Annotated in this window: 23 protein-coding genes and 1 tRNA gene; 16 read left to right on the forward strand and 8 right to left on the reverse strand. The window is 66.1% G+C overall.

The window, feature by feature from the left end; all coding sequences use genetic code 11:
• Nucleotides 1–352: 352 nt before the first annotated feature.
• Entirely contained in the window at nucleotides 353–1765 is a 1413-nt protein-coding gene (gene lpdA / locus H0193_RS11635) for a dihydrolipoyl dehydrogenase (protein ID WP_181890076.1), read from the reverse strand.
• A gap of 80 nt (nucleotides 1766–1845) precedes the next feature.
• Here lpdA and H0193_RS11640 point away from each other — a divergent pair, with 80 nt between their 5' ends.
• The 14 genes from H0193_RS11640 (at nucleotide 1846) to H0193_RS11705 (ending at nucleotide 15633) form a co-directional block, all read left to right on the forward strand.
• Nucleotides 1846–3270, forward strand: a complete 1425-nt coding sequence (locus tag H0193_RS11640) for an alpha/beta hydrolase (RefSeq protein ID WP_269952130.1) — start codon at nucleotides 1846–1848, stop codon at nucleotides 3268–3270.
• 332 nt (nucleotides 3271–3602) lie between these two features.
• Nucleotides 3603–4721 carry an alpha/beta hydrolase gene (locus H0193_RS11645; RefSeq protein ID WP_181890077.1) on the forward strand — a complete coding sequence of 373 codons (1119 nt, stop codon included), beginning with the start codon at nucleotides 3603–3605 and terminating at the stop codon, nucleotides 4719–4721.
• Between the two features lies 1 nt (nucleotide 4722).
• Nucleotides 4723–6690, forward strand: coding sequence for a prolyl oligopeptidase family serine peptidase (locus tag H0193_RS11650; protein ID WP_181890078.1), 1968 nt, complete (start codon nucleotides 4723–4725; stop codon nucleotides 6688–6690).
• Between the two features lie 13 nt (nucleotides 6691–6703).
• Entirely contained in the window at nucleotides 6704–7951 is a 1248-nt protein-coding gene (locus H0193_RS11655) for a M1 family metallopeptidase (protein WP_181890079.1), read from the forward strand.
• Nucleotides 7948–9126: a hypothetical protein gene (locus H0193_RS11660; protein ID WP_181890080.1), complete on the forward strand. Its 1179-nt coding sequence runs from the start codon at nucleotides 7948–7950 to the stop codon at nucleotides 9124–9126. Before H0193_RS11655 ends, H0193_RS11660 begins: the two co-directional genes overlap by 4 nt.
• 6 nt (nucleotides 9127–9132) lie before the next feature.
• Nucleotides 9133–10122: a dTDP-glucose 4,6-dehydratase gene (rfbB, locus tag H0193_RS11665; protein ID WP_181890081.1), complete on the forward strand. Its 990-nt coding sequence runs from the start codon at nucleotides 9133–9135 to the stop codon at nucleotides 10120–10122.
• Nucleotides 10123–10154: 32 nt separating this feature from the next.
• Entirely contained in the window at nucleotides 10155–10916 is a 762-nt protein-coding gene (locus H0193_RS11670) for a hypothetical protein (RefSeq protein WP_181890082.1), read from the forward strand.
• A gap of 188 nt (nucleotides 10917–11104) precedes the next feature.
• Complete coding sequence (locus tag H0193_RS11675) at nucleotides 11105–12427, forward strand: sugar nucleotide-binding protein (protein WP_181890083.1); 1323 nt, start codon at nucleotides 11105–11107, stop codon at nucleotides 12425–12427.
• A gap of 15 nt (nucleotides 12428–12442) precedes the next feature.
• Nucleotides 12443–13306 (forward strand): glucose-1-phosphate thymidylyltransferase RfbA, encoded by an 864-nt coding sequence (gene rfbA, locus H0193_RS11680; RefSeq protein ID WP_181890084.1) that lies wholly within the window; start codon nucleotides 12443–12445, stop codon nucleotides 13304–13306.
• A 3-nt stretch (nucleotides 13307–13309) separates the two neighbouring features.
• Nucleotides 13310–13558: a toxin gene (locus H0193_RS11685; protein WP_181890085.1), complete on the forward strand. Its 249-nt coding sequence runs from the start codon at nucleotides 13310–13312 to the stop codon at nucleotides 13556–13558.
• A gap of 5 nt (nucleotides 13559–13563) precedes the next feature.
• Nucleotides 13564–13782, forward strand: coding sequence for a hypothetical protein (locus H0193_RS11690; protein WP_181890086.1), 219 nt, complete (start codon nucleotides 13564–13566; stop codon nucleotides 13780–13782).
• A gap of 3 nt (nucleotides 13783–13785) precedes the next feature.
• Nucleotides 13786–14583, forward strand: coding sequence for a glycosyltransferase (locus tag H0193_RS11695; protein WP_181890087.1), 798 nt, complete (start codon nucleotides 13786–13788; stop codon nucleotides 14581–14583).
• Between the two features lie 13 nt (nucleotides 14584–14596).
• Entirely contained in the window at nucleotides 14597–15286 is a 690-nt protein-coding gene (locus tag H0193_RS11700; protein WP_181890088.1) for a glycosyltransferase family 2 protein, read from the forward strand.
• Nucleotides 15283–15633, forward strand: a complete 351-nt coding sequence (locus H0193_RS11705; protein ID WP_181890089.1) for a DUF2304 domain-containing protein — start codon at nucleotides 15283–15285, stop codon at nucleotides 15631–15633. Before H0193_RS11700 ends, H0193_RS11705 begins: the two co-directional genes overlap by 4 nt.
• On the opposite strand, the gene H0193_RS11710 is transcribed toward H0193_RS11705, so the two are convergent.
• Genes H0193_RS11710 through H0193_RS11720 form a run of 3 tightly spaced genes read right to left on the reverse strand, consistent with a single transcriptional unit; the run spans nucleotide 15630 to nucleotide 18183 of the window.
• Nucleotides 15630–16250 (reverse strand): MBL fold metallo-hydrolase, encoded by a 621-nt coding sequence (locus tag H0193_RS11710; protein ID WP_181890090.1) that lies wholly within the window; start codon nucleotides 16248–16250, stop codon nucleotides 15630–15632. The genes H0193_RS11705 and H0193_RS11710 overlap by 4 nt on opposite strands.
• Nucleotides 16250–17347: an S-(hydroxymethyl)mycothiol dehydrogenase gene (locus H0193_RS11715; protein ID WP_181890091.1), complete on the reverse strand. Its 1098-nt coding sequence runs from the start codon at nucleotides 17345–17347 to the stop codon at nucleotides 16250–16252. Before H0193_RS11715 ends, H0193_RS11710 begins: the two co-directional genes overlap by 1 nt.
• An 11-nt stretch (nucleotides 17348–17358) precedes the next feature.
• On the reverse strand, nucleotides 17359–18183 hold the full coding sequence (locus tag H0193_RS11720; RefSeq protein WP_338026669.1) for a GDSL-type esterase/lipase family protein: 825 nt from the start codon (nucleotides 18181–18183) through the stop codon (nucleotides 17359–17361).
• Nucleotides 18184–18236: 53 nt separating this feature from the next.
• Here H0193_RS11720 and H0193_RS11725 point away from each other — a divergent pair, with 53 nt between their 5' ends.
• Nucleotides 18237–19862 carry an AMP-binding protein gene (locus H0193_RS11725; RefSeq protein ID WP_181890092.1) on the forward strand — a complete coding sequence of 542 codons (1626 nt, stop codon included), beginning with the start codon at nucleotides 18237–18239 and terminating at the stop codon, nucleotides 19860–19862.
• Here the strand turns inward: H0193_RS11725 and H0193_RS11730 are convergent.
• Both H0193_RS11730 and H0193_RS11735 read right to left on the reverse strand, forming a co-directional pair.
• Nucleotides 19862–19934, reverse strand: a tRNA-Thr gene (locus H0193_RS11730). The genes H0193_RS11725 and H0193_RS11730 overlap by 1 nt on opposite strands.
• 66 nt (nucleotides 19935–20000) lie before the next feature.
• Complete coding sequence (locus H0193_RS11735; protein ID WP_181890093.1) at nucleotides 20001–21200, reverse strand: DNA polymerase III subunit delta'; 1200 nt, start codon at nucleotides 21198–21200, stop codon at nucleotides 20001–20003.
• A 37-nt stretch (nucleotides 21201–21237) separates the two neighbouring features.
• Here H0193_RS11735 and H0193_RS11740 point away from each other — a divergent pair, with 37 nt between their 5' ends.
• Nucleotides 21238–22761: an adenylate/guanylate cyclase domain-containing protein gene (locus H0193_RS11740; protein WP_181890094.1), complete on the forward strand. Its 1524-nt coding sequence runs from the start codon at nucleotides 21238–21240 to the stop codon at nucleotides 22759–22761.
• Between the two features lie 57 nt (nucleotides 22762–22818).
• Here the strand turns inward: H0193_RS11740 and H0193_RS11745 are convergent, their stop codons facing one another.
• Together H0193_RS11745 and topA are read right to left on the reverse strand one after the other, a co-directional pair.
• Complete coding sequence (locus tag H0193_RS11745; RefSeq protein WP_181890095.1) at nucleotides 22819–23856, reverse strand: HNH endonuclease signature motif containing protein; 1038 nt, start codon at nucleotides 23854–23856, stop codon at nucleotides 22819–22821.
• Between the two features lie 155 nt (nucleotides 23857–24011).
• Entirely contained in the window at nucleotides 24012–26885 is a 2874-nt protein-coding gene (gene topA / locus H0193_RS11750) for a type I DNA topoisomerase (RefSeq protein WP_181890096.1), read from the reverse strand.
• Nucleotides 26886–26937 lie beyond the last annotated feature (52 nt).

Here is a 26937-nt window from a genome sequence, read left to right on the forward strand (position 1 = left end):
GAAATAGCCATCCGGCTATTCCACCGCAGTGTCCAACAAGTCATCAGACATGATGTCCAATAAGTCACCAGACTCCGCGTCCAAAAACTCACCAGACTCTGCGTCCAAAAAGTGTCAAGACATGACAGTGTTCGTCTAGCGGTGTCGAAGCGCTGCTAGACGGTCACGCTGGTAATGAACATCAGCTTCATTACGACCTGGGGAAATACAATCGGGGATTGCTGATCGTCTAGCAGGGTCGCGCGCGCCGCTAGACGATCCACGGATTCGCGCGGGCGGCTGCCACGGCACGCAAAAAGGCGGGCCCTGCCAGAAAGCGGGGCCCGCCTTTGGTGCGTCGTAAAGCGAAGGCTTACAGGTTGATCATGTGGCCTTCGATGCCGTGCGCGATCTCCTTGATCACCTCCGGCAGAGTCGGGTGGATGTGGATGGAGCGCGCGATCTCGCCTGCGGTGAGGTCGAAGCGCTGCGCGAGGACGACCTCCGGTATGAGCTCGGAGACGTTTGCGCCGACGAGGTGGCAGCCCAAGATCTCGCCGAACTCGGCGTCCGCGACGAGCTTGCCAAAGCCAGCGGTCTCCGCCAAGCCCACTGCCTTGCCGTTTGCGGAGAACGGGAAGGTGGCAACCTTGATGTCGCGGTCCGGCCACTTCTCCTTCGCCTGCTCCTCGGTGTAGCCCATGGAGGCGACTTGCGGGTTACAGAAGGTGGCGCGCGGGGTCATCATGTAGTCCTCGATCTCGAGGGTCTCCGCGTCCGCGATGGTCTCGGCAGCGATGATGCCCTGCGCCTCAGCGACGTGGGCGAGCTGCAGCTTCGCGGTGACGTCGCCGATGGCGTAGATGTTGTCGACGTTGGTGCGCATGCGCTCGTCGATAGCAATCGCGCCACGCTCGGTGAGCTCGACGCCCGTGTTCTCCAGGCCGTAGCCCTCGGTGCGCGGGGCGAAGCCGACGGAGATCATCACGCGGTCCGCGGTGAGCGTCTCCACGTCGTCGGAGCCGTTCTTCTTCACGTCCACCTCGACGGAATCGCCGTTGTCGCGCACCTCGGTGGTGGCGTGGCCGGTCAGCAGCTTCACGCCGAGCTTCTTGTAGGCCTTCGCGATCTCCTTGGACACGTCCTTGTCCTCGTTGGGCAAGACGCGGTCCTGGTACTCGATGACGGTGACATCCACGCCGTAGTTGGACAGCACGTAGGCGAACTCCATGCCGATCGCGCCTGCACCGACGATGACCATCTTTTCCGGAGCCTCCGGGTTGAGGATCTGCTCCTCGTAGGAGACCACGTTCTCGGACAGCTCGATGCCCGGCAGGGTACGCACCACAGCGCCGGTGGCGATGATGCAGTCATCGAAGGTGACGGTCATACCCTTGTCGTCGCCGTCGGTGATCTCGATGGTGTTCGCGTCCTTGAACGAGCCCAGGCCGTTGATCTCCTGGATCTTGTTCTTCTTCATCAGGTAGTGCACGCCGCCGACGATCTTCTCGGAGACCTTGCGGGAGCGCTTTTGGGCGTCGGTGTAGTCGAACTCCACGTCGCCCTTGATGCCGAAGGTTTTCGCATCGTGGTTGAAGATCTCAGCCACTTCAGCGTTCTTGATCAGGGCCTTGGAGGGGATGCAGCCCACGTTGAGGCAGACACCGCCCCAGTACTGCTTCTCAATAACAGCTACTTTTTTACCCAGCTGAGCTGCACGGATGGCGGCGACGTAGCCACCGGGGCCAGCGCCGAGGACAACAACGTCAAAATGTTCTTTACTCACGCTGCATATCGTACGTGCCCGTCTGGCAAAATGTTGCGAAGCATCTTGTTTGTTTTTTGAATGAAAGTGAGCGATTCACTGTGAAGTTCACTCGCACGGCGGTAGCCCTGGGCGCCGCCGCCCTTATCGCCGCGGGCTCCGTGCCCGCGGTCCAGCACTTCGCGGAGGGCGGCGCCGAGAAGCCGGTCACCACCCTGTCCCCGGCGGCGACGACGGTGCAGACCTCGCTTGAGACCCCGACTTCCAGCACCACCGCGAGCTCGACCACGAGCCCGACCACGACAACCAGCGCGACCACGAGTCCGGCCACGAGCACGCCGACGTCGCCCCAGGAGAAGCCGAAGGTTGTGGAGACGACGGTGGTGCCGGAGACGCCGTCGACAAGCTTGAGCTCGACCGCGGCCACCACCGCAGAGGCGGAGCCGACGGACGAGCACCCGAACATCAAGCCACTGGGTGAGGCCCCGAAGACCTACAACGGCAAGGACCAGAGGTGGGTGCGCATCCTCGCAGGCAGCCGCGGCACCTGGGACAACGAGGCGATCCGCGTGTACTCCGAGTCCATGGAGCGCGACATCCCGGTGGCGATCTTCTACGCCACCGACGAAAACGGCGAGCGCAAGGAGAACGCCCCGACCGTCTACCTGCTCAACGGCGCCGGCGGCTCCGAACAGGACACCGACTGGGTCGCGCAGGCCTACGACGAGCTGGAGAAGACGTACAAGGACTCCGGCGCGAACGTGGTCATCCCGATGGAAGGCGCATTCTCCTACTACGTGGACTGGGCGGCCGAGCCGCCGGTGGACACGGACACGAACCCCTTCTACCACGGCAAGCAGATGTGGTCGACCTTCCTGGCGGATGAACTGCCGCAGGCGGTTGAGCCGTACATGAACGCCGACCAGGAGCACCGCGCGGCTGCCGGCCTGTCCATGGCCGCGACCTCCGTGCTGCTTTTGGCGGAGCACAACCCTGGCTTCTACGACGCCGTCGGTTCCTTCTCCGGTTGCGCGGCGACCTCGACGCCGCTTCCGTGGCAGTACCTGGACCTGACCGTCAGCCGCGGCGCGCCGAATGTGATGGCGCCGGAGTACATCTTCGGCGAGCGCGGCTCGGACTACAACCGCCACTACGACGCACTGGTCAACGCGGCGGATCTGAAGGGCACCGCGGTATACCTGTCCACCGGCACCGGCCTGGCGGGCGAGAGCGATACACCGGGCTATCTGAAGGACCGCCTGATCAATACGTACGGCGTGGACCCGGATGCGGCTTCGGCCCGTGCGCTGTCGAATGCGATGACGCTGCAGGTTGAAGGCGGCGTGATCGAGGCGGCGATGAACGCCTGCACCCACGATCTGATGGTGAAGATGCGCGCCAACGACGTGGAGGTCACCCACGCTGAGCTGCGCAATGTGGGCACCCACAGCTGGGCGTCCTGGCGCGACGACGTGAAGCTTTCCTACGAGAAGGTGTTCAAGAAGGCGCTCGGCCTGGAGCAGTAGGCACTTGCTTTCCACGCCTAACGGCGCCTCCCCGCTTCGAGCCGGGAGGCGCCGTTTTCGGTTTGCGCGCGATAGCGCGTTTTAGAACATGCCCATGCCGTAGGCGATGGTGGAGGACATGGACGAGCCTGCGTGCACGAGCTCGCCGAGAATCTGGTTGATCTGCACCTGGAAAGTTTCGATGGGGTTCATGTTGGGGTCCTTTCGGGGTTTCAGGGCGGGGCGCAACACACCACACGCGTAACGCTGGCCACTACAGTAACGAATGTCCCATAGAATGGCGCAATAATTGCCTGTCAGTTTAACCCCCTCCCCCAGGACTGGATACACAGATGAAGAAGATCAAGGCGGCGGCGCTTGCCGCCCTCACGGCAGTCTCCCTCGCATGCTCCGGCGCTCCGGCGGTGTCCGCCCAGCCGGCCGGCCAGGAGGGAATTGTGAAGGCGTGGGACGCGCGAACGAACCCGCCGCTGATCACCCGCACCGGCCAGGCGCAGGAGTGGGTCAACCAGGTGGACCACAAGACGGTGCTGTCCTACAACGTGTACTCCCCCTCCATGCGCCGCGACATCCCGGTCGCGGTCGTCCCGGCCACCGACGCCGCCGGCAACCGCGTGCGCAACGCGCCGACGCTGTATCTGCTCAACGGCGCCGGCGGCGCGGAGCAGAACCAGGACTGGCTGAAGCTCTACCCGGTGAAGGACTACTTCGCCGGCAAGGGCGTGAACGTGGTGGTGCCGCAGGCTGGCGCGTTTTCCTACTACACGGACTGGGTGAAAGACGACGTCGCTTCCGACTACGTCAACGGCCCGCAGAAGTGGGAGACGTTTTTGACCAAGGAGCTGCCCGGCCCGATCGAGCGCGTGGTGGGTGCCAACGGCCGCCGCGCCGTGACGGGTGTGTCCATGTCCGCCACCTCTGCCCTGCTGTTCGCGCAGCACAACCCGGGGATGTACCAGGCCGCGGCGGCGTTTTCCGGCTGCGCGTCCACGTCCTCGCCGCACGGCTACAACTTCGCGCGCTTGACCGTCAACCGCGCGGGCACCCCGAACTTCCAGACGGTCACCCCGGAGATGATGTGGGGTCCGATGAACGGGCCGTACAACCGCTACAACGACGCGCTTCTGGGCGCGGAGAAGCTGCGCGGCACCCGCCTGTACATCTCCTCCGGCTCGGGCCTTGCGGGGCACCCGGACCAGGTCAGCTACCTGCTGGGCAAGGGCGCCCCGATGCCGGCGGCGCAGGCCGGTGCAGCCGTGCTGCAGGTCGAAGGCGGCGTGATTGAGGCCGCGGTGAACAAGTGCACCCACGACCTGAAGGCCAAGCTGGACGGCCTGGGCATCCCGGCGCACTTCGAGCTGCGCAACGTGGGCACCCACTCGTGGCCGTACTGGACCGAGGACATGGACCGCGCCTGGCACACCACCATCAAGCCTGCCCTGGGGGTCTAGCGTGCGCGACATCGAGCCCAAGCTTCTCGACGACCTCACGGCCGCCCCCGCCCTCGAATGGGCCCGGGAGTGGTCCGACGCGACAGAAGCGCGGCTCGATTCGTCCGCGCTGCGCGAGCGGATCCGCGCCGCGTTGGATTCGGACGACCGGATCCCGTTTGTCACCCGGCGCGGCGAGTACCTGTACAACTTCTGGCGCGAGGGGGACCACCAGCGCGGACTCTGGCGGCGCACGACCCTCGCCTCGTTCCTCGGGGAGGAGCAACCCGACTGGGAGGTCCTCCTCGACGTCGACACGCTCGCCGAGGAAGAAGGCGAGGACTGGGTGTACAAGGGCGCCACCGTGCTGCCTGTGAGCTGGGACCGGGCGCTGATCCGCCTGTCGCGAGGCGGCGCGGACGCGGTGGTAGTGCGCGAATTCGACCTTGAACACCGTGCCTTCGTCGGCGCGGCCGACGGTGGTTTCACCGTCGACGAGGCGAAATCCTCCGTCGACTGGGTGGACCGCGACACCATCCTGGTGGGCACCGACGAGGGACCGGGCACGGTGACCAACTCCGGCTACCCCATGCAGGTGGCGCGCTGGACCCGCGACGGCGGCAAGACCGTCACCTTCACCGGCGAACCCGACGACGTTGGCGTGTGGTCGGGGTTTGACGTGGTGGACCGGAGGACCGTCGTCACGCGGGCGCTCGATTTTTACACCTCGCGCACGTGGGTCGACGGCGAGTTTTTGGACGTGCCGGACGACTGCGACGCCATCCCCCACCGCAAGTGGCTGTTCATCCAGCCGCGCACCGAGTTCGCGGGCGTGCCCGCGGGCGCGCTCGGCGTGATCGAGCTCGAAGCGTTCCAGCAGGGCGGCCGAGAGTTCGCCGTGCTGGAGCAGGACGCGACCGTGGAAGCGATCGCGTTCACTGAAAACGCGCTGCTTTTGACCTGCCTGGTGGACGTGGCCACCAGCATCTCCCGCATCGCGCTGGGCACCTGGGAGCGCACCGAGCTCGCGCTGCCGGAGGCCGCGAGCGCGCACGTCGTTGCCTCCAGCCCGCTGGCCGGCGACGAGTTCTGGGTCGCCGCGTCCTCCTTCACCACGCCGACAACGCTTCTGCGCGGCGACGCCTCCGGCGCACTCACCGAGGCCAAGCGCGCGCCTGCCCACTTCGACACGGCAGGGCTGGAAACCCGCCAGCACTGGGTGACCTCCGCCGATGGCACCCGGCTGCCGTACTTCATCACCGGCGACTTCTCCCTTGGTGCACGTCCTACGCTGGTGGGCGGCTACGGCGGCTTCGAGGTCTCGCTCACGCCCGCGTTTTCCAACGTGCGCGGCATCGCATGGTTGGAACAGGGCAACTTCTACGTCCAGCCCAACCTGCGCGGCGGCGGCGAGTTCGGCCCCGAGTGGCACTCGCAGGTGGTCAAAACCAACCGGCACAAGGTGTGGGAGGACCACAAGGCGGTGCTCGAGGACGTCGTCGCCCGCGGCTACGCCGAACCTGCGCAGATTGCCATCCGCGGCGGCTCCAACGGCGGGCTGCTCACCTCCGGCGCGCTGGTGCAGTACCCGGAGTGCTTCGGCGCGGCCGTGATCCAGGTGCCGCTGACGGACATGCTGCGCTACCACACCCTGTCCGCCGGCGCGTCGTGGATGGCGGAGTACGGCGACCCGGACAACGTCGATGAGCGCGCAGCGATTGCAACCTGGTCGCCGCTGCACAACGTCCGCCCGCGCGAGGACGTGGCGTATCCCCCGGCGCTGGTGACCACCTCCACGCGCGACGACCGCGTCCACCCCGCCCACGCCCGCACCTTCGCGCTCGCCCTGTGGCGGGCGGGCCAGCCGGTGGACTATTTCGAGAACACCGCAGGCGGGCACGCCGGCGCCGCGGATAATGCACAGGTGTCGCGGGTGGAGGCGTTGATCTACCAGTGGATCGACGACAAGATCGGCCAACCGCTGGCGTAGACTTCCCGGCGATATGAGTAACCTGAGGCTTCGCTCCACCCCCATCCCCGGCACCCGCGACCGCTACACCGGCGTGGAGTTCAACCTGGGCTTCCACGTCACGCACTACAACCTGGATTTCGACTACAAGGTGGCCCCGAACCGTCTCGAAGCAACTGCGACCCTGACGCTGAACACGTGGCGCGAGCTGAACCACCTCACCCTCGACCTCACCCAGGGCCTGTCGGTGCGCCGCGTGGAGGCGTCTAACGGCTTCGACGTCAAGCGCTACCGCCACCACGGCGGCAAACTGCGCATCACCTTCGACCAGTTCATCCCGGTGGACACTGAGCTGCAGCTGACCATCCGCTACGCCGGCTCCCCGCGCCCGCGCCGCACCGCCTGGGGCATGCTGGGTTGGGAGGAGCTGGACAACGGCGCACTGACCGCCAACCAGCCCAACGGCGCGCCGTCCTGGTTCCCCTGCGACGACACCCCGGACGAGAAAGCCACCTACACCTTCAACGTGCGCGCGGACCGCGGGTACGTCGCGGTGACCAACACCACCGCCCGCCCGATGGCGACCTACCTGGCCACGGTGCAGGTGGGCCAGTTCCACCGCGTTGATTTAGGGCGCAACACGGTGGCGTGGCTGCCGGCGGCGACCCAGGTGGGCGATTTGGACAAGCAGCAGGCCATGCTGGACTACTTCGAAACCGTCTTCGGGCCCTACCCGTTTGAGAACTACCAGGTGGTTGTGCACGAAGAAGATCTGGAGATCCCGCTCGAGGCCCAGGGGCTGTCCATCTTCGGCGTGAACCACCTGCGAGGCAACGAGCGCCTCATCGCGCACGAGCTGGCGCACCAGTGGTTCGGCAACTCGCTGGGCATCGCGCAGTGGGAGGACATCTGGCTCAACGAGGGTTTCGCCTGCTACTCCGAGTGGCTGTGGGCGGACTTTTCGGGGCAGATGCCTATCGACGCCTCCGTGCGCACCCACTACGACAACATCACGCCCATGCGGTTTACCCTGGCCGACCCGGGCGCGCGCGACATGTTCGACGACCGCGTGTACAAACGCGGCGCCATCACGCTGCACGCGCTGCGCCGCAAAGCCGGCGACCCGGCGTTTTTCGCTGCGGTCCGGGACTACGTGGCCCGCGGCGCCCACGGTGTGGTGGAGCCCTTCGACCTGGTCAACGCGTTCGCGCGCCAGGGCATCGCTGTCGGCGACGTGATCGACGCGTGGATCAACCACCCCGAACTTCCGGAGTGCCCGTGAGAAACCTCTCCCTGGCCACCATCTTCGCCGCGGCCAGCGGCTTTGTGGTCATGTGGATCGCCAGCTGGGCGCTGGACGCGGAGCACGGCTACAACTCCTTTTTGGCCTACTGGGGTCTGTTTTTCGCCTGCACCGGGCTCATCGACGGCATCACGCAGGAGACCACCCGCGCCGTGGCAGCCTCCCGCGAAACGGACGTGCGTGGCAGCGCCAACCCGTGGAAGCTCGGCGCTGCGGTCGGCGCGGTTGTCGCGGCGGTGGTGCTGCTGGCAGGGGTTTTCGCCATGGGCCGCATCGTGCCCACCCACCCCGGCACGGCCACGGGCTTGTTGGCGTTGGGCCTGATCAGCTACGCCTTCCAGGCGGTGCTCTCCGGCGTCTTGAGCGGCTCCGGGCTGTGGAACCGCTACGCCGCGCTGGTCGCCCTGGACTCCGGCGTGCGCCTCGTGCTGGCCGTGGTGGTGTGGGCGCTCGGCGGCGGGCTGGTGGAGTTTTTGATCATCACCGTCATCGGCGCGCTGAGCTGGGCGGTGATCCTGGCGCTCGCCCCGGTGCGGGTGCACCTGGACGTGGACCGCGGGGCGTTTCTGCGCCGCGTCGGCTCCGCCATGGTGGCCTCCGGGGCGTCGGCCGCGCTGATCACGGGCTTTCCCACCGCCGCCTCCGCCGCCTTCCCCGCCGCAACCGCGGGCGCGACCGTTGCCGCGGTCAACAACGCCGTCATGCTCACCCGCGCGCCAGTCTTGGTGCCGCTGCAGCGCTTCCAATCGGCGCTGGTGGTGCGCTTCGTCGAGCGCCGCGGCAGCATCTACAGGGCGCTCGCCGCGCCCGTCAGCGCGATCTTGGGCGTCGGCCTCATCGGCTTCGCGGCGGCCTGGCTGATCGGCCCGTGGATCCTGCGGGTGGCGTACAAGCCGGAGCTGTTCGTGGGCGGCCTCACGCTGGGCCTGCTCACCTTCGCCTCCGCGTTCATGGGCATGCTCATGATCACCGGCGTGGCCGTGCTTGCCTTGGAACGCCACGGGTTCTACGTCGCCGGCTGGCTCGCCGCCACCGCCACCGCGTTCGCCGTGCTCTTCCTCGCGCCGTGGGGCGTTGCCACAACCGTGGTGGTGGCGCTATTCGCCGGGCCGATCGTCGGCGCGCTCGTGCACCTGGCGGGCCTTGTAAGGTAGCTGGCCATGGAACGTTTGCTTGTCACTGGCGGTGCGGGGTTCATTGGGGCGAATTTTGTCCGGCAGGCGTCGCAAAGCTTCCGCGTCACCGTCGTGGACAAGCTCACCTACGCAGGCACCCGCGCGAACCTGCCCGAGGGCATCGAGTTCGTCGAGGGGGACATCTGCGAGCAATCGCTTATCGACGAGCTCGTGGCCGCCAACGACACCGTCATCCACTTCGCCGCCGAATCGCACAACGACAACTCGCTGCGTGACCCGTCCGCGTTCGTGCACAGCAACCTTGTCGGCACGTTTGCACTGCTGGAGGCGGTGCGCAAGAGTGATAAGCGCCTGCACCACATCTCCACCGACGAAGTGTTCGGCGACCTCGAGCTCGGCGGCACTGACGCGTTCACCGAGACCACGCCGTACAACCCCTCCTCGCCCTACTCAGCGACGAAGGCCGGCTCCGACCACCTCGTGCGCGCCTGGGTGCGCTCGTTCGGGGTGCGCGCGACGATCTCGAACTGCTCCAACAACTACGGGCCTTACCAGCACATAGAGAAGTTCATCCCGCGCCAGATCACCAACATCCTCACCGGCCAGCCCGCCAAGCTCTACGGCACCGGTGCGCAGGTGCGCGACTGGATCCACGTGGACGACCACAACGACGCCGTGCTGGCGATTTTGGAGCGCGGTTGCATCGGCGAGACCTACAACATCGGCGCGAGCTCGCCCGGCTCCGGTGACGCTCACGTCACGAACAAGCAGGTCATCGAGACCATCTGCGAGCTCATGGGCGGCGAATACGTCCACGTCGCCGACCGCCCCGGCCACGACCAGCGCTACACCATGGACGCCACTAAGCTGCGCCGCGAGCTCGGCTGGGCGCCGAAGCACACGGACCTGCGCAGCGGGCTGGAGCAGACCATCGCCTGGTACACCGACAACCGCTGGTGGTGGGAAAACGATAAGGCAGGCATTGAACGCGGGTACGCGCAGCGGGGGCAGTGATACACTGACCTGCAGAAAAAAGGGGGGGCGACATGAGGCATCGGCGAAGGCTTCTGCTTACAGCAGAGGTATTCTTTGTAACCGTCGGGCCGTGGATTTTCACCCTGGTAGGAGGAATTTTCCTGTCCGCCGCAGCCGCAAACCACTCGCTGGGAGAGCTAATAGGTGTTGGTTCCTTCTGGATCGGAGCGCTGCTGCTTCTCGTCGGTGTCGGCCCGCTAGCTGTCTCAACTACTCACGAGCGCTGGCAGCGCGAGGAAAACGAGTCCAAGCATGAACGCGAATTCGCTACAAACCAACTTGCTGCCTTTTCCATTGCGAAACTGCCGGTGTCTGACCAATTAGACAAACAGGATCGAATCGACGCGTATGAAAGCGCTTGCGATGAGCTTACAAACGCACTGGCAGAAGAAGTTTTTGGAGCATTCAACCCGAGAGTGATCTATTTCGAGCACGGCGAGGATGAGAACGGGGACGAGACGCTAGTCCCTAAGTCCTACTCTGGGTGCGACGACGACCTGCCCCGGACCCATAAAGTGGGTGAAGAACGGTTTCAGAGAATGTTGGTGCTCGTTAGATCTGACGCAGAAACCGAACGTCAAAACGGTATTTCTGGGAGGAAGTACCGCAGCTTCGTCTCGGCTTCAGTGTCGGGATCAGGTGGTAGCCTGGCGTATGGTTTGCTCACCGTAGACACCACGATGAGCATGGACTTCGACGAACGAGACGAATCCAATCTTTTGACTATTGCGCGCTTGCTTGCAGCGTTCCGAGATGCAGCGGACCGGCCGTGAACCATGAAGGAGTGAGTTACATGAGCACCAATTTTTCGCCTAAGGCGATACGACTGGACCAAAAAACCGTTGATGCTCGCCGTCAGCGTCTTGAAGCCAGTCGCAGAGTCAATGCCGAGAAAGCCCGGAAGCGGGCAGAATCCAATGCACGAACAACGCGGAAGCTTCTGGGGTTCTAATCATCCATCGTGAATAGCAACAACCCCACCATCGACGGCCTCGAGGTCCACCGGCTCACCGTCCACGAAGACAACCGCGGCTGGTTCAAAGAGAACTGGTCCGGCCAAAAACTCACCCCGAAGCAGCACAACGTCAGCTTCAACGCCCGGCGGGGTGCGACCCGCGGCATGCACGCCGAGCCGTGGGACAAGTGGGTCTCCGTGGCCACCGGCCGCGTGTTCGGCGCGTGGGTGGACATGCGCGAAGGCTCCGCCACGTTTGGGGAGAAGTTCACCTGCGAGATCGGGCCGGACACCGCCGTATACGTCCCGCGCGGCGTGGCCAACGGCTTCCAGGCGCTCGAGGACAACACCACCTACATCTACCTGGTCAACCAGCGCTACTCCCCCGGCGGCGCGTTCTGCTCCTACAAAGAAGTCGACTGGCCGCTCGAGCCCACCGAGCTGTCCGCCAAGGACCTCGAGCACCCCATGCTTATCGACGCCACTCCGCTCCCCCCACGCCGCATCCTCGTCACCGGCGCCAACGGCCAGTTAGGGCGCGCGCTGCGCCAGATTTGGCCCGAGGATCAGGCCCACTTCGTGAGCCACGACGAGTTCGACATAACGAACCCGCCCAGCATCGACTGGGCGGACTACTGGGCCATCGTGAACTGCGCCGCCTACAACGACGTCAACGGCGCGGAGGACGACCGGGCCGGGGCATGGGCGGTGAATGCGGCGGCGCCGGCGGAGCTTGCGTCGATAAGCAATGCCCACGACCTGACGTTGGTGCATGTCTCCTCCGACTACATCTTCGACGGCAGCGTCGAGGTGCACGACGAGGCGGAGGTGCCGTCACCGCTGAGCACGTACGGCGCGTCGAAGGCCGCGGGCGACACAGCGGCGCAGGTGGCGCGGAAGCATTACGTGGTGCGCACGAGCTGGGTGTTCGGCGACGGCCGCAACTTCATGTCCGTGATGGCCGACCTCGCGGACAAGGGCGTCGCGCCGAAGGTCGTGTGCGACCAGCGCGGGCGCCCCACCTGGGCCGAAGACCTGGCGAAAGGCATCGCGCACCTGCTCGACACGGGTGCGGAGTACGGCGTGTACAACATCACCTCCGACGGCGACACAGTCACGCGCGACGAGATCGCCATGGCCGTGTTTGTGGCCGTCGGCGGCGACCCCGCGGACGTCCACCCCGTGACCACCGAGCAGTACGGCGCCGAATTCGGCGTGGAAGCGCCGCGCCCGCGCGAATCCACCCTGGCGCTGGACAAGATCACAGCCGCGGGTTTCAGCCCGACGAACTGGCGCGCGGCGCTGGCGCTCTACGTCGCGCTGCGGTAGCTAGACTTCCCTGTCATGAAGGGCATCATCCTCGCTGGCGGCTCGGGCACGCGCCTGTACCCGATCACCCAGGGCATCTCAAAGCAGCTCATGCCCATCTACGACAAGCCGATGATCTACTACCCGCTATCCACCCTGATCAGCGCGGGTATTCGCGAGATTTTGATCATCACCACGCCGGAGGACCGGCCGAACTTCGAGCGATTGCTTGGCGACGGCTCACGTCTCGGCGTCATGCTCCACTACGCCGAACAACCTCGCCCAGAGGGGCTGGCGCAGGCGTTTTTGATCGGAGAGGAGTTCATCGGCGACGGCTCGGTGGCGCTCGTGCTCGGCGACAACATCTTCGACGGCAACGGCATCTCGGAGGCGCTCGGGCGTGTGCGCGACATCGACGGCGGGGCGATCTTCGCCTACGAGGTCTCGGACCCGCAGCGCTACGGCGTGGTCGAGTTCGACACCTCCGGCACCGCGCTGTCCATCGAGGAGAAACCGGAGGCGCCGAAGTCCAACTTCGCTGTGGTGGGGCTGTACTTCTACGACAACGACGTCGTAGAGATCGCCAAATCCATCGCACCGTCGGCGCGCGGGGAGCTGGAGATTACCTCCGTCAACGAGGCGTACCTGCGCCGCGGCGACCTGAAGGTGCACCGCCTGCACCGCGGGGACGTGTGGCTGGACACCGGCACCATCGACTCGATGAGCGAGGCCAGCGCCTACGTCGAGGTGCTGCAGAAGCGCACCGGCACCGTCATCGGCTCGCCGGAGGTGGCGGCTTACCGCGAGGGCTTCATCGACGCCGCGCAGCTGGAGGCCCTAGGCGAGCAGGTGTTGAAATCCGGCTACGGCCGCTACCTCATCGACGCAGCAAGGGACTAGACAATGCAGAAGAACTCGCCGCGGATCTTGCCGTCCGCACATAAGCACGGGGCGAGCTCTGATGACATCCTCCAGGCGTGGAAGCGTTATGTGAAGCAATTCGTCGAACGGGATGACCCACTCAAGGTCATCCGTATCGGGTTCGATTCCCAGGCAAGGCTGTTAGAAATTGGCGGTGAAATATACGCTGATGGCTCAGAGAAGATTTTCCACGCCATGCCGGCCCGTAAACGTTACTTGGAAGGAATGTGAGCGCAATGACCCCTGAAGAAATGCGCACCGCTGAGGATTTCGAGCGGGGCTGGTCGGACGAGCGCATTCGCAGCGCCGAAGTGTCCTGGGGCCCCGGCCTGGTGGACATGCTGCCGCCGGCGCTCGCCGAGCGGGTGCAGGCGCGGGCGCGCAAAGAAGGAACCAGCGACTTGTCGGTCATTGAAGCGGCGCTGTCGCAGTACCTCGACAACAGCGCCGCGTAGACAATGGCGAGGATTACGGCACTGGTGACCGTCTACCACGGCACCGACGCGCACGATCTGCAGCGCGCCCTCGACTCCCTGCAGGCACAGACGCGGCCGGCGGATGAGCTGGTCATTGTGGCTGACGGGCCGGTGGGTGAGGGGGTGCGGGAGGTCGTCGCAAAGCAAGATGCCCGGGTGATTTGGCTGCCGGAGAATGTGGGCGCGGGCCCGGCGTCGCAAGCCGGGCTGGCCACGATCGATTCCGAATACACCGCGCGGTTGGACTCCGACGACGCCGCGAAACCCGAGCGCTTCGCCCGGCAGCTGGAGTATTTGGAGGCGCACCCGGAGGTCGGCGCGCTGGGCAGCGCCGTCGAGGAGTTCGCGCAGACCCCGGGCGACACCGGGAGGGTGCGCGCCCTGCCGGAGAACCCGCACGCCTACGCGAAGATGAACTCGCCGGTGAACAACCCCTCGGTGATGCTGCGCACGCGAGCGGTCAAGGAGGTCGGTGGGTACCAGGACGTGCACTTCATGGAGGACTACGACCTCTACGCGCGCCTGATCGCCGACGGCTGGCAGGTGCGCAACCTGCCCGAGTCGCTGACAGACTTCCAGGTCACCGACGCGCAGTTCGCCCGCCGCACCGGCCGCGAGATGCTCGCCGCGGAGGCGAAAATGCAGCGCAACCTGGTCTCCTACGGGCTGATTTCGCGCCCGCGGGCCGCGTTCAACCTGGCGGCGCGCACCGCGTACCGCGCGCTACCCACAGGTTTGCTCCGGCGCGTGTACGCCGCTTTGTTCCACCGCGGGAGGTAACCTAACTTCCGACATGAGCGGATTTTCAGACACTTGGCTGATCGTGCCTTGCTACAACGAGGGCACGGTCATCTTCGACGTGCTCACGCACGCGCGCGAGACGTTCCCCAACATCGTGGGCGTCAACGACGGCTCCGTCGACAACTCCGCGGAGCAGATTCGCGCCGCCGGCGCCCACCTAGTGGACCACCCGGTCAACCTGGGCCAGGGCGCGGCGATCCAAACCGGCGTGGAGTACGCCCGCAAACAGCCGGGCGCGCAGTACTTTGTCACCTTCGACGCGGACGGCCAGCACCAGGAAAAAGACGTCGTGCGCATGATCGAGCGGCTGCGCACTGAGCCGTTGGACATCATCGTCGGCACGCGTTTCGCCGGCCAGGACAATTCGCAGGTGCCGTGGATCAAGCGGGCGGTGCTCAAGACGGTGGTGATGCTCTCGCCGCGCACGAAGAAACTCGGGCTCACGGACGCGCACAACGGGTTGCGCGCGTTCAACCGCAAGGTGGCCGAGGAGATGAACATCCGCATGAACGGGATGTCGCACGCCTCGGAGATCGTCTCCATGATCGAGAAACACGGCTGGCGCGTGGACGAGGAGCCGGTGGACATCCTTTACACGGAGTACTCGATGTCGAAGGGCCAGTCGCTGATCAACGGCGTGAACATCCTCGCCGACGGGCTCGTTGCAAGGAGGTTGCCATGATTCAGGCGTTGTTGCTGCTCGCGGTTGTCGCGTTGGCCTGGTACTTCTTTGCTAATCGACGCAAAGCTAACGCCAAAGCCTGGGTAAAAATCGGCTTCGCCCTCATGATGGTGGCGGCGGTGTGGGCGATTGCCCGCCCCGACGATGTGACCGTCGTGGCGAACTGGCTGGGCGTGGCGCGCGGCACCGACCTGATGCTGTACGTGCTGGTGGTGGCTTTCTTCTTCGTCACCGTCTCCACGTGGACGCGTTTCCGCGAGCAGGAGTTGCGCTACGCCCGCCTGGCCCGCGCCGTCGCGTTGCAGAACGCGCAGGCGCCGGAGCAGGACGCGGACGCGGAGCGCTAGAAGCCGCGGCGGATCCACTCCTCCAGGTGCGGGGCTTCCGCGCCGATGGTGGTGTGGTCGCCGTGGCCGGTGCGCACCACCGTCTCCGCCGGCAGGTCCAAAACGGATTTCTGCAGGGAGCGGATGATGGTGTCGAACGAGGAGAACGACCGGCCCGTCGCGCCCGGCCCGCCCTGGAACAGGGTGTCGCCGGAGAACAGTTCGCCGGCTTCCTCGGCGTAGATGACCACAGAGCCCGGTGAGTGGCCCGGGGTGGACATGACGCGCAGGTCGGTGCCGGCGATGGTGAACGTGGCGCCGTCGAGAAGCTGGCGGTAGTGCGCGCCCGGGTTCTGGCGCTGCCAGAGGAACCCGTCGGTTGGATGCAGGTACACCGGGGCGTCGACAAGCCGCGACAGCTCGGGCGCGGCGTCGATGTGGTCGGAGTGGCCGTGGGTGGCCAGGATGCCCTTGACGCGGCGGTTGCCCACCGCCTCGGCGATGGCTTCGGCGTTGTGGGCGGCGTCGATGATGTAGACCTCGGAGTCGTCGCCGGCGATCCAGACGTTGTTGTCCACCTCCCACTCGCCGCCGTCGAGCTTGAACAGGCCGGAGGTGACGACGTTGTCGATGCGCATTAGAACTCCACCACGCTTCGCAGCACGTCGCCGCGCTTCATCTTGGCGAAGGATTCCTCGATGTCGCCCACGCCGATGCGCTCGGAGACGAACTCGCCCAACGGGAAGCGGCCCTGCTTGTACAGCTCCACGTACGTGGGGAAGTCGCGCTCCGGCAGGCAGTCGCCGTACCAGGCCGGCTTGATGGAGCCGCCGCGGGCGTACAGGTCGATCGCGGGGATGTCCACGTGGTCCGTCTGGTTGGGCACGCCGACCATGACCATGCGGCCGGCGAGATCGCGGGAGTAGAACGCCTGGCGCCAGGTGGGCTGGATGCCCACCGCGTCGATGGCCACGTCGGCGCCGAAGCCGCCGGTGAGCTCGCGCACGGCCTCGATCACCTCGTCCTCGCCCATGTCCTTGGCGCAGATGGCGTGGGTGGCGCCGAACTTCTCGGTGGCAACGTCGCACTTTCGCTTATCGACGTCTACAGCCACCACCGTCGTCGCCCCCGCCAACGCGGCACCGGCCACAGCCGCAAGCCCGACACCGCCGAGGCCGAACACGACCACGGACTCGCCGCGCTGCACGTCGCCGGTGTTCACGGCGGCGCCGAGGCCGGCCATGATGCCACAGCCGAGCAGGCCGGCCGCTGCCGGGTCGGCCTCCGGGTCGACCTTCGTGCACTGCTTTTCGTGCACGAGGGTCTTCTCTGCAAAGGAGCCGATGCCGAGTGCGGGGGTGAGCGGAGTGCCGTCGTCAAGCGTCATGCTCTGCGAGGCGTTGTGGGTGTTGAAGCAGTTCTTCGTGTCGCCCTTGCGGCAGGCGCGGCACTCGCCGCACACCGCGCGCCAGTTCAGCACCACGAAGTCGCCTTCTTGGACGTGGGTGACGTCCTCGCCGATCGTTTCCACGACGCCGGCCGTCTCATGGCCGAGCAGGAACGGGAACGCGTCCTCGATGTCGCCGTCGCGGTAGGCCAGGTCCGTGTGGCACACGCCGGTGGCCTGGACCTTGACCACGACGTCGTTGGGGCCGGGTTCGGGGATCACAATGTCCACGACCTCGACCGGGGCGCCCTTTTCGCGGGCGATTACGCCTTGAACAGTCTGTGTCATGTCCCCCAACACTACGAGCGGGCGATGACGTTTGCCACGTGCTCGTGTCCGCGCTGGTTAACGTGGATGGGCAGGTTGCCCGGGCCGCCGTAGAAGTCCACCAGGCCGGCCCACATGCGCGTGTTGTCGGGGGCGCACATGTTGTTGTTCCACGTGGAGGGTTTCAGGTCCAAAAACTCCACGCCGGCGGCGCGGGCAGTGTCCACCTGCATCCACTGCGCGAGGTTCTCCCAGCGCTGCACGTCTTGGAAGCGGGTCCAATCGGAGACGTTCGGGGCGATGTGGAACAGGCACACGCGGTCGCCGGCGGTGATCTTCGGGTAGCCCACGATCTGGATGCGCGCGTTCGGCGCGGCGGCGCGGATGCGGTTGATCTGCGGGACCATGTAGCGGGTGAAGTCGCGGCGGATGTCGGCATCCGGGCGCGAGGTGTTGTTGTACGTGTCGTTGAAGCCGACGGAGATGATCACGCGCGCGGTCGCTGGGGACAGGCCGCGGTCCGCGATCGCGCGGTCCACCTGCTGGAACAGGCCCGGGCCCTTGGAGATGGTCACCACGCCGGTGCAGGAGTAGTCGCGGGCGGCCAGGCCGAGCTTGGCGGCGGAGCGCTTGCCCCAGTTCGTCGGCGAGGTCGGGCACCAGGTGCCGTTGTCGGAGCGCCCGCGCGGGTCGAGCCCCAGCTTGCCTGCGGCCCACTGGCCCATGTTCGGGTCGGAGATGACAGAGTCGCCGAAGATGACCATGTTGCGGTCCTGCGCTTGCGCCGCCGGGGCGAGCGGGGCGAGAAGCGTGGCCGCCGCAACGAAGGCGGCGGCGATGCGGCGGGAAAATGACACGGCGAAATCCTTTCACAGGGGGAACTTGCGTAACAGTAGGCTACATTATCCACATGCGACCCACCCATCGTCCGCTGTTCTTACTCAAGTCTTTCGCCCGCTTCGTGCCCGCCGTTACACGCGCCGGCTTCGTCAGCGCCGAAGGCGGCCCCCGCGCAGCCCTCGCGCTCGCACCCAACCTCGCACGCTACTGGTTCACCACCGCCCGCGAGGTCGAACAAGGTGCCGCCGCCGCACCGGACCGCATCGCACTTATCGACGACACCGGTGTCCTCACCTACCGCCAACTCCGCGACGACTCACGCTCGCTGGCCAAATGGCTCCTCGCGCTGCAAGACGAACGCGGCCTGGACGAGCTTCGCATCGGCGTGATGGCACGCAACGGCCGCGGCATCATCCTGCCGCTGGCCGCCAAAGGCTACGCAGGTGCGCATATCTTCCTGCTCAACATCGGCTCCTCGCCGGAGCAGCTCGCCGGCATCTTCGCCGAAAACGACATCAACGTCCTGTTCATCGACGACGAATTCGCCGACCGCCTCCCCGCCAACACCGACGGCATCACGATCGTCCGCGCCCACGAAGACGGCGGCGAGGGGATTTCGATTGGGCAGGTGGTCCGGATGGACGTCGATAGGCAACTGCCCCGCTGGCCGAAACACGGCAACCTCGTCCTGATGAGCTCCGGCACCACCGGCATCCCCAAAGGCATCGTGCGGCCCGAACCGCGCATGCCGTTCGTGGTCGCCGGCTACCTCGAGGCCATCCCGTGGCGCGCGGGCGACACCGTGCAACTGACCGCGTCGATCTTCCACACCTGGGGCTGGTCCGCCCTGCAGGTGGCGCTGGCGACGCGCTCGACCATTGTCACCCGCCGCATCTTCGACCCGGACGCCTGCTTCCGCGACATCCAGCGCTACCGCTGCGACGGGCTGATCTCCTCGCCCATCTTCTTCAAACAGATGCTGGATCTGCAGGAAAGCTACGACACGTCCTCGCTGCGCTACCTCGCCTCCGCCGGCAACGCCGTCAGCCCCGCGCTGTTGCGCCGCACCACGGAGCGCTTCGGCCCGATCCTGGCCAACATCTACGGCTCCACCGAACTCGCCCTCGCCGCGGCCGCCTCGCCCGAGCAGATGCAGGCCGACCCCACCACCGTGGGCAAAGTCCCGCCCGGCACGGTGCTCAAGCTTTACGACGACCAAGGGAACGAAGTCCGCCCCGGCGAAACCGGACGCATCTTCCTGTACAACGAAACGGCGCTGCGCGGCTACACCAACCCCGCGACCGAGATGGTGGAGATCGACGGCCTGGTGGAAATGGGCGACCTCGGCTACCTCGACGACGACGGGTACCTGCACGTGCAGTCGCGCAACGACGACATGATCATCGTCGGCGGCGAAAACGTCCACCCGCAGTCCGTGGTGGAAGTGCTCGAGGACATGCCGGGTGTCGGCGAAGTGTACGCGCACGGCGTCGACGACGAGCAGATGTTCAAGCGCATCGCCGTGTGGGTGGTTCGCAGCGCCGACATCACCGCCGACGCGGTGCGCGACTGGGTGCGCGCCCACCTGGCCGACCACTCCATCCCCCGCGACGTGCACTTCGTCGACGAGCTGCCGCGCAACGCCGTCGGCAAGGTTGTGCCGCGGTTTCTGCCCGGTTTAAGGCAAAAAAATTGAGCCACCAGCGAGAATCGAACTCGCGACCTTCTCATTACGAGTGAGATGCTCTACCGACTGAGCTATAGTGGCCGGGCATACAAAGATGCACCACCGCGAAAGTGTAGTGCAGCCGAGGGGAACTGAGAAACCGGCAGCTCAGGACACTTTGCAGGCGAGCCTGATCCGGCCGAGCATGCCGTTAAACGCCACCGCCGGCTGCACCTGCTGCGTCAACCGCTCGCGGCACTGCGCGATGGCCTCCTGGCACTCCACCAGGCCTTCTGGGGTGGTGCGCTCCGCGATCTCTCGCGCCAAGCCCTCGTAGTCCGGGTGGATCAGGGCAAGACCGGCGCCGGACTGGATGATCATGGCGTCGCGGTACACCCCCGCCAGGTCCACCAGGACCAGGTCGAACATGTCGCGCTTGCGGCGGGTGCCGCGCTTCTTCTGCTCCTCTTCGAGCGCTTTTATCGACGACGCAACGCCCCCCAACGCCTTGCCCGCACCTTTGCCCTTCGCGCCCATGCCGAGCGCGTTTTCCAGCTTCGCGCGCTCGGCTTCGTCCTCGGCCTTGTGGGCCTCCACGGCCTCTTTCTCCGCCGCCGTGACCAGCGCGCCGACGGCCTGGAACGCCTGCGCGCCGTGGAACACCAGCTCCGCCAGGTTGATCGCCATGGAGCGGCGCTTTTGCACCTGGTCCGAGCGCACCAGCAGCCGCGCACGCCCCACGTGCCGCATCGTCGCGGCCGCGGCAAGCCGGGCGTCGTGCTCGGTCGCGCCCTCCTCCTCGACCAGGATGCGCACAACCTCGTCCTCCGTCGGCGCCGGCACGTACAGGTGGCGGCAGCGCGAGCGCAGCGTCTGCGAGAAGTCCTGCGGATCCGCCGACGGGGCGCACATGATGATCACGGTGTGCTCCGGCGGCTCCTCCACCGTCTTCAGCAGCGCGTCGGCGGCGTCGGTATTCAACCGGTCGGCGTTTTCGATGACGATGACGCGCCAGGCGGCGACCGTCGGCAGGCGGGCCGCCTGCGGCACGATCGTGCGGCGCACGTAATCCACCGGGATGTTCACCCGCTGCGGCACCACGTGCAGCAGATCCGTGTGCGTGCCCGCCAACGCCAGCCGGCACGCGTCGCAGCGCCCGCACCCGATCTCCACCGGGTCCGTGCACATCAGCGCCGCCGCGAACGCCAACGCGGCCTGCGAGCGGCCCGCTCCCGGAGGGCCGGTGAAAAGCCAGGCGTGGGTCATGGCGTAGCCGTCGCCAAGCCTTGCAGCCTTGGCCGCCGACATGATTGTCTCGCGCACCGCCGGAGTACCGGCAAGCCGCTCACTGACGCTACGGGTAGTCACGGATGATCACAGTACCCGCGCGCTAAGGTGATACACCATGAAACGATTCTGGCGCGAGCTGCGGTGGCTCTGGGGCACGTCATGGCCCCTGTACGCCGCGACCGTGCTGGGAACCAACGTCATCGCCGCGATCGGCTGCATGCTGTTCGTGCGCTACCTCATCCCCATGCCGGAAGTGCGCGAACTCGGCCTCGGCGGGCAGCTCGGCGCCATCGGCGTGATCTACGCGGCAATCGCCGTGGTGCTGGGCGTGGTGGTCACGCTGTACCTGTTCCGGCCCGTGCTGGAATGGCAGCGCCACCCCGACGGGCACGACCCGAACATGGTGCGCCACCTGGTCATGCGGCTGCCGGTGCTGCAAACCATCATTGTGGTGGGCGTGTGGGGTATCGGCACCGCGATCGTCACTGTGGGGGCTTGGCGTGTCGACGCCCGTCTGGCCACCGTCGTCCTCGCCACCGCCTCGCTGACCACCTTCGTCACCGCCGTGCTGACCTACCTGCAGGCCGAGCGCCTCGTGCGCCCCATCGCCGCCTCCGCGCTGGCGCGCCGCTTCGAGGACTCCACGCTGCAGCCGCCGATCAAGTGGCAGCTGTACCTGACGTGGTTCACCACCTCCGCCGTGCCGATGGTGGGCGTTTTACTGCTGACGGTGGCGCAGCGCCACGGCTACTTCACCGGCAACGTCGGCGAACTCACCTCCGCGATCGTCGCGCTGATCACCGCCGGCATGGTCACCGGTTTCGTGGGCACCGCGCTGGTGATCATGAGTGTGGCCGACCCGATCAAGGAGCTGCAGGGCGCGATCAACCGCGTGCGCCGCGGCGAGCAGAACACGCAGGTGGACATTTACGACGGCTCCGAGATCGGCGTGTTGCAGGCCGGGTTCAACGAGATGATGAAGGGGCTGCGCGACCGCCAGCGCGTGCGCGACATCTTCGGCCAGTACGTCGGCGCGGAGGTGGCGCAGAAGGCGCTGGAGGAGATCCCGGAGCTCGGCGGCGAGGAGCGCAAGGTGGCGGTGCTGTTCATCGACGTCGTCGGCTCCACCACCTACGCCGTGGACCACACACCGGAGGAGGTTGTCGCTGCGCTGAACGACTTCTTCGACGTCGTTGTCGAGGTGGTGCACCGCAACAAGGGCGTGATTAACAAGTTCCAGGGCGATGCGGCCTTGGCGGTGTTCGGGGCACCCGTTTCGCTTCACGACGCCGCTTCGCACGCCCTCCAAGCCGCCCGCGAACTCCAGCGGGATTTGGCCGGCCAAGAGCTTCGCGCCGGCATCGGTGTGGCGTCCGGGCATGTAGTGGCGGGCCACATCGGCGGCTCGGACCGCTTCGAGTACACCGTGATCGGCGACGCCGTCAACGCCGCGGCGCGCCTGACCGACATGGCGAAGGACACCCCGGGCCTGGTGCTGACCAACGCCGGAACCCTGCGCGCGGCCAACGAGGTGGAGCAGCAGCGCTGGACGCTGATGAAGTCCGTGGAGCTGCGCGGCCGCGGCAAGATGACGCAGCTGGCGCGCCCGGTGCGCTCCACCATGGCCGACCGCTCCTAGTTGCGGGCATGCCGATGTGCCCGCCCTTTTGGGGCGGGTTTTCGGTGTGTGGGCGGGTTAGTCGAAGAGCAGCTCCATCGCCCCCGGGGTGGTCATGGGGACGCGTGTGCCGTTGGGTGCGACCCAGTGGATTCTCGCGTTCGGGTTGTCGATGTAGCCGAACGGGCCTTGCCTGTTGTCGGCGTTGACCCCGTTGTGGAAGGGGCACAGTTCGGCGAGGTTGTCCATGTTGGTCATTCCCCCGTAGCGCCACGCGTTGATGTGGTGGGTTTGGGTGGTCTCTGCGGAGTGTTTGCAGTCGGGAAACGCACACGACGGGCAGAGCAGCTTCGACATGACCTTCTGCTTCGCGTTGGCGCAGCGCTTACCGTAGTACAGGTTGACCGGGCCTTCCTGGGGGTGGAACGCGGCGACTTCGAGTATGTCGCCAAATTCGTGCTCCATGTATTCGGCTCCGGTCATGGTGGTGCCGTCGGTGCAGATCAGGGTGACCTCGTCTGCGTGGCCTGATTGGATGCGGGCCCAGTCGGCGATCGGCACCAGGATGATCGGCCGGAAATTCGCCTTCGGCACGCCCTTGCCGTCGCGCAGGATCCCGATAAGCGTGTCGGCCATTTGGGCGGCGGCGGGGTCGTCGGCGTCGATGAGTTGTCGCAGCAGGTGTTCGAGATCGGCGAGGTCGCGCTCGTTGTAGGTCAAGATCATGGTGCGCATGCCTGCCTTCGAGCGGCTGAACCTGCACGAGGGTGGGGCGGGTTTGACGGGTTGTTTGATCAACCGTTTGATGCGCTTGGTCAGGGCCCTATACGAGCCGCGGTGGCGCACCAAATCCAACCTAATGCGCCAGCGTTCGGCTGCCCCTTCGACGGCGAGGAGTTTCTTCTCGATGTGCACGAGCTGGTCGATAGGTAAACCCTCGGCGGCGGCGAGGGCGTCACGTTGTTTGCGGGTGAACTGGGTCGGGCCAAAGTAGGTGTGGTGCACCCGGGCGAGGTCGCGGACCCGCCCGGTGGACAGGCCGGCGGCCATGGCTACGTCGCGGTCGAAGTCGGCGAGCACGGCCACGCCTGCGGAAACAAAGTCAGTGAAGTTCATGGCCCAGAAGCTATGGCGGCACCGCAACCCCGAACAAGGGCCAAATAAAAATCTGTGGATAACCCCCGCCGATTGTTGACGCCGCAACACAGTAGTCCACAAGAACGCGAAACGCGGTGGCGCAAGCACGCCACCGCGGTATACGTTGCGAAGTTTTAGCGCTTGCGGGCCTTGACCACCCGCTTGGTGGTCTGCTTCGGCTTCGTGGCCTTTTTGGCAGCCTTCTTGGTCGCCTTCTTCTTCGCGGCCTTCTTCTTCGTGGCCTTTTTGCCGCCGCCCTCGGCCTCGCGGGCGCGGCGGGCGGAGAGCAGCTCGTTGGCGCGCTGGTCCGTCATGGTTTCCGGGGTGTCGCCGCGCTGCAGGGACGCGTTGGTTTCGCCGTCGGTGACGTACGGGCCGAAGCGGCCGTCCTTGATGGTCATCGGCTTGCCGGAGACGTCGTTGTCGCCGAGCATCTTCAGCGGCGGCTTCGCGGCGGCGCGTCCGCGGCGCTTCGGCTCGGCGTAGATGCGGCGGGCCTCCTCCAGCGTGATGGAGAAGATCTGGTCCTCCGAAGCCAGCGAGCGCGAGTCGGAGCCCTTCTTCAGGTACGGGCCGTAGCGGCCGTTCTGGGCGGTGATCATCTCGCCGTCCGCTGGGTCCTCGCCAACCTCGCGAGGCAGGGACAGCAACTGCATCGCCTCGTCGAAGGTGACGCTCGACGGCTCCATCGAGGAAAACAGTGACGCGGTGGCGGGCTTGAGCTGCTCGTCGACAAGCTGCGCCATTCGCTTTTCCTTCTGCGCCGCCGCCGTCTTGGTCTCCCAGTTCTTCGCGCGTTTGCCTTCTGCGGCGCGCTGAGCGTCCTCCTCGGCGCGCTCCGCGGCGATGACTTCCTCGGCGCGGGCTTCGGCGGTGGCGCGCTCGTCGTCACGCACGAGCTCCGTGACGTACGGGCCGAAACGGCCCTCCTTCGCCACCACCGTGCGTCCGTTGGCGGGGTTGACGCCGAGTTCGCGGCCGGACTGCGGGGTGGCGAAGAGCTTCTCCGCCATCTCCAGGGTGATCTCGTCCGGGGTGGCGGATTCGGGCAGGTTGGCACGCTGGTACTCGGGCTCGCCGTCCTTCTCGCCCACGACGCGCTCGATGTAGGGCCCGTAGCGTCCGACGCGGACGATGACGGGGCGGCCTTCGGCATCGTCGAAAAGCTTCAGCGAGTTCGCGGCGCGCGCGTCGATGGACTCGAGGTTGTCCTCGATCATGTGCTTCAGCCCGCCGCGGCGCGCGAGTGCCTGCGCCATGGATTCGCGCGCGTCGGCGTCGCCGAAGTAGAAGCCGGACAGCCACTTGGTGCGGTCCTGGTTGCCGTGGGCGATCTCGTCGAGCTCGTCTTCCATGGACGAGGTGAAGTCGTAGTCCACGAGCGCGTCGAAGTTGTTCTCCAAAAGGCCCACCACGGAGAACGCGACCCACGACGGCACCAGGGCGTTGCCGCGCGCGACGACGTAGCCGCGGTCCTGGATGGTCTTGATAATCGACGCGTAGGTGGACGGACGCCCGATGCCGAGCTCCTCCATCTTTTTCACCAGCGATGCCTCGGTGTAGCGCGCCGGCGGGTTGGTGGAGTGGCCATCTGCCGTGACCTTATTGGTGGCCAGCTCGTCGCCTTTGGCCAGCTGCGGCAGGCGGGTTTCGTTGGCTTGGCGGTCGGAGTAGGCGCGCAGCCAGCCGGGGAAGGTGACGGTGCGGCCGGTTGCGGCGAATTCGCACGCCTCGCCGTCGGCGTCGCCTTGAACGGTGACTTTCATCGAGGTGCCGCGGGCGTCTTGCATCTGGGATGCGACGGTGCGCGCCCAGATGAGTTCGTAGAGTTTGAACTCCTCGGCGTCCAAAGCCCCAGCCAGCTGCCCGGGGGTGGCGAAGCGTTCGCCGGCGGGGCGGATGGCTTCGTGGGCTTCCTGCGAGTTTTTCACCTTGCGGTCGTAGGTGCGCGGCGCATCCGTGACGTAATTGGCGCCGTACAGCTCGCGGGCGGCGGAGCGCGCGGCGTCGAGGCCCTGCTTGGACAGCGAGGTGGAGTCTGTACGCATGTAGGTGATGTGGCCGTTTTCGTACAGCCGTTGTGCAATGCGCATGGTGCGCGCGGAGGTGAAGTGCAGCTTGCGTCCGGCCTCCTGCTGCAGCGTGGAGGTCATAAACGGCGCGTAGGGTTTACGCGAGTACGGCTTCTCCTCCACTGCGGTGACGTGCATGGGCGCGGTGCCCAGCGCGTCGGCAAGCGAGTGCGCCTTTTGCTTATCGACGATCACCGCCTCGCCCTTCAGCCGCCCCCGGTCATCGAAGTCGCGGCCCTGGGCGATGCGCTTGCCGTCGAGCGCGACGAGCTTCGCGTCGAAGGTTTCGCCCTTCTCCAACTCCGCGACCAGGTCCCAGTACTCCGCCGGGATGAACGCCATGCGCTCGCGTTCGCGCTCGACAATCACGCGGGTGGCCACGGATTGGACGCGGCCGGCGGACAGGCGCGGCATGACCTTCTTCCACAGCACCGGCGAGACTTCGTAGCCGTAGAGGCGGTCGAGGATGCGGCGGGTTTCCTGCGCGTCGACGAGGTCCATGTCCAGCTCGCGGGTGTTTTCGGCGGCTTCGCGGATGGCGGATTCGGTGATCTCGTTGAACACCATGCGCTCCACCGGCACCTTCGGCTTGAGCGTTTCCAGAAGGTGCCAGGCGATCGCTTCGCCTTCGCGGTCCGGGTCTGTCGCGAGCAGGAGCTTGTCGGCCTGCTTGAGCTTGGATTTGAGGTCGGTGACCTTCTTTTTCTTGTCCGCGTCGACGACGTAGATGGGTGTGAAGCCGTCCTCGGGGTTGACGCCGAGTTTGGCCCACGGTTCCTTCTTGTACTTGGCGGGGATGTCGGCGGCTCGGCCGGGCAGGTCGCGGATGTGGCCGACGGAGGCTTCCACAATAAAGTCGTCGCCCAGATACTTCTGGATCTTCTTCGCCTTCGTCGCGGACTCCACAATGACTAGGGTCTTGCCACCTTCAGCCACGTTGACTGACACCTCGCTTTGCACAGAGTTATTGCCTAACAGACAACTAGCA

The sequence above is a fragment of the Corynebacterium haematomassiliense genome (assembly GCF_013978595.1).
In the GTDB taxonomy this organism is placed as follows: domain Bacteria; phylum Actinomycetota; class Actinomycetes; order Mycobacteriales; family Mycobacteriaceae; genus Corynebacterium; species Corynebacterium lehmanniae.

Bases quoted from the DNA above. Each gene is read 5' to 3' on its own strand.
- H0193_RS11645 (WP_181890077.1), top strand. From the start codon at position 3,603: ATGAAGAAGATCAAGGCGGCGGCGCTTGCCGCCCTCACGGCAGTCTCC.
- H0193_RS11655 (WP_181890079.1), top strand. From the start codon at position 6,704: ATGAGTAACCTGAGGCTTCGCTCCACCCCCATCCCCGGCACCCGCGAC.
- rfbB (WP_181890081.1), top strand. From the start codon at position 9,133: ATGGAACGTTTGCTTGTCACTGGCGGTGCGGGGTTCATTGGGGCGAAT.
- H0193_RS11670 (WP_181890082.1), top strand. From the start codon at position 10,155: ATGAGGCATCGGCGAAGGCTTCTGCTTACAGCAGAGGTATTCTTTGTA.
- rfbA (WP_181890084.1), top strand. From the start codon at position 12,443: ATGAAGGGCATCATCCTCGCTGGCGGCTCGGGCACGCGCCTGTACCCG.
- H0193_RS11685 (WP_181890085.1), top strand. From the start codon at position 13,310: ATGCAGAAGAACTCGCCGCGGATCTTGCCGTCCGCACATAAGCACGGG.
- H0193_RS11690 (WP_181890086.1), top strand. From the start codon at position 13,564: ATGACCCCTGAAGAAATGCGCACCGCTGAGGATTTCGAGCGGGGCTGG.
- H0193_RS11695 (WP_181890087.1), top strand. From the start codon at position 13,786: ATGGCGAGGATTACGGCACTGGTGACCGTCTACCACGGCACCGACGCG.
- H0193_RS11700 (WP_181890088.1), top strand. From the start codon at position 14,597: ATGAGCGGATTTTCAGACACTTGGCTGATCGTGCCTTGCTACAACGAG.
- H0193_RS11705 (WP_181890089.1), top strand. From the start codon at position 15,283: ATGATTCAGGCGTTGTTGCTGCTCGCGGTTGTCGCGTTGGCCTGGTAC.
- H0193_RS11710 (WP_181890090.1), bottom strand. From the start codon at position 16,250: ATGCGCATCGACAACGTCGTCACCTCCGGCCTGTTCAAGCTCGACGGC.
- H0193_RS11715 (WP_181890091.1), bottom strand. From the start codon at position 17,347: ATGACACAGACTGTTCAAGGCGTAATCGCCCGCGAAAAGGGCGCCCCG.
- H0193_RS11725 (WP_181890092.1), top strand. From the start codon at position 18,237: ATGCGACCCACCCATCGTCCGCTGTTCTTACTCAAGTCTTTCGCCCGC.
- H0193_RS11740 (WP_181890094.1), top strand. From the start codon at position 21,238: ATGAAACGATTCTGGCGCGAGCTGCGGTGGCTCTGGGGCACGTCATGG.
- H0193_RS11745 (WP_181890095.1), bottom strand. From the start codon at position 23,856: ATGAACTTCACTGACTTTGTTTCCGCAGGCGTGGCCGTGCTCGCCGAC.